Here is a 250-nt window from a genome sequence, read left to right on the forward strand (position 1 = left end):
GGTCGGACTGGATCAGTTGCGCCACTCGCGCCGGGTTGCCGCCGGGGCCGCTGCCGGTGCTGATGTAGAGGTTCAGGGGTGTGTCCGGGGTGACGCCGGCTTCCTTCAGCAGGGCCTTGGCCCGTTCGGGGTCGTAGGGCCAGTCGCGGATGCTGTCGTCGTAGCCGAGCAGCATCGGCGGGTAGGGGCCGATGGCCGGGCGGGCCTGGTCGCCGAAGACGATCTTCAGGTAGGACGACTTGTTGAAGCC

The 250-nt window shown here is 68.8% G+C and carries 1 protein-coding gene; it reads right to left on the minus strand.

Annotated elements, in window-relative coordinates; translation table 11 throughout:
* Positions 1–250: ABC transporter substrate-binding protein (locus tag ACLJNW_RS27135; protein ID WP_410961653.1), on the minus strand; the 250-nt coding region annotated here is incomplete at both ends.

The sequence above is a fragment of the Salmonella sp. SAL4457 genome (assembly GCF_046548235.1).
Lineage (GTDB): Bacteria > Pseudomonadota > Gammaproteobacteria > Enterobacterales > Enterobacteriaceae > Salmonella > Salmonella enterica.